Here is a 3,205-nt window from a genome sequence, read left to right on the forward strand (position 1 = left end):
TTATAGCTATAGTCAGTAATGTTAGGACAAAAATCAAACCCAATAGAGGGTTGCGGCACGAAGCGCCGCAACCCTCTATTGGGTTTGATTTCTTGACTTAAGTAGCTATAACTATATTTCTAGAGTTAAGGATGGGCGGCATGAAATTGCCGCCCATCCTTAACTCTAAATCGATTCTAGATCGATATTTTCTCAATTGAGTCAAGATGGAAACGTTCTACAGCATTAGCGATCGCTTGTTTCTGCTCAGCATCATAGCCCCATTTCGTCAGAAATGCCGCATATTCCCCCCGATCGGTGGTAGCGGAACTATACATTTGCGCCGCAACTTGGCGAACTTCGCTCAGATCGACTTTTTCTATTAATAAAGCCGTGCGTCTGGCTACCAGATCGGAACCTTGGGCTTGTTCTTCCTGCGCGGATCTCCGATGGGTAATTGCCATAGCGGTAGACATGACCAGATTTTTAACGAGGAGTTCGGCGATCGCCTGAGGCGCAGATTGTAATGCTCTGACTATCCCCATACTTGGGGCATCGGCTAGCTGCCACTCCCCAGTCAAAAAGCATACAAAAAAACCTCTTGCTCCATTTGCCGATTGCACGAGAGCAGAGATCTCCGATTCAAGTTGAGAGTCCTTTAGATCCTTACGCAGAAGCAGCGCTTCGGTATAGGCGATGGACTCCTCAAAGGTCATATTGTGGGTCATTCTTTTATAAACGCTTAGATGCGATCTAGACAATGATTGGGTAAAAAGGCAGTCCAACCATTATCTAATTTGACTCGACAACTCACACTAATCACCTGTTCAACGACACCTTTGTGATTGGCATATTGTTGGCGGTTCGCATTTACGGCTACGCGATCGCCAACTTTAAAGGTTTTCCCAAGGGGCTTATTATCTATACCCATTCCCTGTTTCTTGTCAGCAAGATGGGGAATTGCTGCTTTTTTGAGAGTTGGAGCCGAATGAAAAGTCAAGGATGCGGCGGCATTTCCGTTGACTTGATAGTTATAACCCCTTCCTTGGATCAGCTGCAAACTCCCAATCTGAACGTTGGCTAAATATTGGACAAAGAGATCGACGGATATTTCCATTGTCTCGGCAAGGTCTTCAAACATTACGGGATAGCTCCAATAGTTTTCCCCCACTTGCAGATCCGCCAATTCTTTCCATGCTTCAAATAGTTTTTGTCCAAACTGCGGTGCGAGATCCTCAATGCGATCGCCATTGGACTTGGTAGCAGAATCTATGGATGAACTGCTAGATGTCATCTTCTCAAGAGTTTTGAGCAAGTTTTGAGCAACGCGATCGCTTGCTGCCGTCCTTGCGCGAAGATATTCGAGAATCTGCTCAAACAAAGATTCACTAACGTTAACAGTCATAGGACTACCCGCACTAATCGCCTCAAAAACATTTAAAAATACTGTTTTGCACTTTGAACACAGGAAAAATGCAGTCTCTAGCCATTCTTTATATGCTCAAATGTATGCTCAAAAGTAACATCAATAAGTTAACACCTATTTGGATGCGGCTTTGATATTGCAATTTTTTTAAATGTTAATCGCTTCCCCTCTTTATCTAATGAGTTCTAGCCCTACTTGCCAGTTTTTCGGCAATGGTTCGTTACAAAGCTGATGGATTTGGGCAATGCGATCGAACAACCAAGGATAGTTCAGGCGGTAAACGGGCATTAAGCCCAAGGGAGCTAACAAGGCGGCGGCGGTCAGATCGGCGACACTAAAACGCTCGCCCACTAGATATCCAGTTTGCCAAAACTCGCCGAGCATGGCGATCGCATTATTAATTTTCTGAGCAGCAGCTCTTGCGGATTCCACATTAACCCCATAAAGCAATCGGATCAGTCTAATTACGCTTTGACTGACCCACGAAGGATCGATATTCTTTCCCTCAGTAGCTCGGTACTGGGTATATACGCATCGCGCCGCTACGCCAATGGATTCGTCAAATAGATCTTCTAAACGTAAAGCCTCCTTTTGTTGTAGGGGATCGGCAAAATAAAGGGGTAAGTCGGGTTGATAGGCTTCAAGAAAACGAATAATTTCAGTGGAGTCAGCGACTACGGCTGGACAATTTTTGAGTTGGGGCAGTAGTACGGGTAAGGTAGTCGAGCCTGACAATGGTTTAACTCGTAAAATATGTAACCCTGGAGTGAGATTTTCAACTTGGTAAGGGATTTGTTTGTAACCAAGAGCAAGTCTAGCTTTGCGGCAATAGTGGGAAGTGCTGAACTGTAATAAAAGCATGAATCCTTAACTTAAAGTAATTTAAAGTAGCAAATCATATGCTATATTCTCGTCTAAATTTTCACGGTCTACGGTGCTGTTGCCTATGCAAGCCAATCCAGTTTTTAAACCCACATCTCAATCTGGTCAATCTGGGTATCAGACCGCCCCATCTGGTTATCAGGCTTCAGTACCTGTGACAGTATATCGAGAACTGGCGGCGGAGTTGCAATCTACCCAAGCTAAACTATCTTTTTTTCAATTGCAGAACGAGCAGCTCGCCAAACAAAATCAAATGCTGCTGCAAGAGTTTGAAGCGATCGCCCAATCCACCGATCGCATTCAGGCAATACTTACCCAATCGAATTTGCCAGAGTCTAAACTATCGGAAGTCTTAGCTGGTATCCGCGCATCCTCCCAAATTAATCCCGCCCAAAAGAACAATCCCCATCCTCAAGGTCGCCCTCCAGTCACCCAGCCTCGTCCTGCGGATAAACCCGCAACACAGGCAAATCCCCGCAAGGTTGCGGTACAACAAACAACAAATGCAATTCAAGAAGCAATTTCAAGGGCAAGACAATTGGCGACCGAAGCAGCACCTCAGACTGATAGCGAGCCCGTGGGAGAAGCATTGTATTATGACAGTTCTTTTGCAGCCTTTGAACCACCCGCGCCAGCCCCCAAGCCACAGCCTAAAGTGCGACCCAAGCTGGAAATTCGCGAAGAAATCTCATCGCGACCTCTGCGTAATGAATCCATAGAAGAAAATGCCGCACCTACTGGTTTAAGTGGTTGGGTACTGACCGCTACTATTATAGCGATCGTCCTAACTTCCTTTGGTGCTGGCTATTTATTAATGCGCCCATTTGTAAAATAAGAACATAGGTGGCGTTGTCTCTTTCTGGCTATTTTATAGCTGTCGCTAAATATACTAGGATATAAACCCCAAGAATTGACTGG

The 3,205-nt window shown here is 45.2% G+C and carries 4 protein-coding genes; 1 reads left to right on the forward strand and 3 read right to left on the reverse strand.

Going from position 1 to position 3,205, the window contains the following annotated elements; all coding sequences use genetic code 11:
* Positions 1–176 precede the first annotated feature (176 nt).
* The 3 genes from AC805_RS00220 to AC805_RS00230 all read right to left on the reverse strand — a co-directional run bounded on the left by AC805_RS00220 (position 177) and on the right by AC805_RS00230 (position 2,266).
* Positions 177–707, reverse strand: a complete 531-nt coding sequence (locus tag AC805_RS00220; RefSeq protein WP_072143475.1) for a hypothetical protein — start codon at positions 705–707, stop codon at positions 177–179.
* A 14-nt stretch (positions 708–721) separates the two neighbouring features.
* Positions 722–1,384 (reverse strand): hypothetical protein, encoded by a 663-nt coding sequence (locus tag AC805_RS00225; RefSeq protein ID WP_009627385.1) that lies wholly within the window; start codon positions 1,382–1,384, stop codon positions 722–724.
* 192 nt (positions 1,385–1,576) lie between these two features.
* Positions 1,577–2,266, reverse strand: a complete 690-nt coding sequence (locus AC805_RS00230; protein ID WP_055073547.1) for a glutathione S-transferase family protein — start codon at positions 2,264–2,266, stop codon at positions 1,577–1,579.
* A gap of 85 nt (positions 2,267–2,351) precedes the next feature.
* On the opposite strand from AC805_RS00230, the gene AC805_RS00235 reads away from it, so the two are divergent.
* Entirely contained in the window at positions 2,352–3,122 is a 771-nt protein-coding gene (locus AC805_RS00235) for a hypothetical protein (protein ID WP_055073548.1), read from the forward strand.
* The last annotated feature ends 83 nt before the right edge of the window (positions 3,123–3,205 follow it).

It is taken from the genome of Pseudanabaena sp. 'Roaring Creek', from assembly GCF_001402795.1.
Lineage (GTDB): Bacteria > Cyanobacteriota > Cyanobacteriia > Pseudanabaenales > Pseudanabaenaceae > Pseudanabaena.

Coding starts and splice junctions, on each gene's coding strand:
- AC805_RS00220 (WP_072143475.1), bottom strand. CDS start 707: ATGACCCACAATATGACCTTTGAGGAGTCCATCGCCTATACCGAAGCG.
- AC805_RS00225 (WP_009627385.1), bottom strand. CDS start 1,384: ATGACTGTTAACGTTAGTGAATCTTTGTTTGAGCAGATTCTCGAATAT.
- AC805_RS00230 (WP_055073547.1), bottom strand. CDS start 2,266: ATGCTTTTATTACAGTTCAGCACTTCCCACTATTGCCGCAAAGCTAGA.
- AC805_RS00235 (WP_055073548.1), top strand. CDS start 2,352: ATGCAAGCCAATCCAGTTTTTAAACCCACATCTCAATCTGGTCAATCT.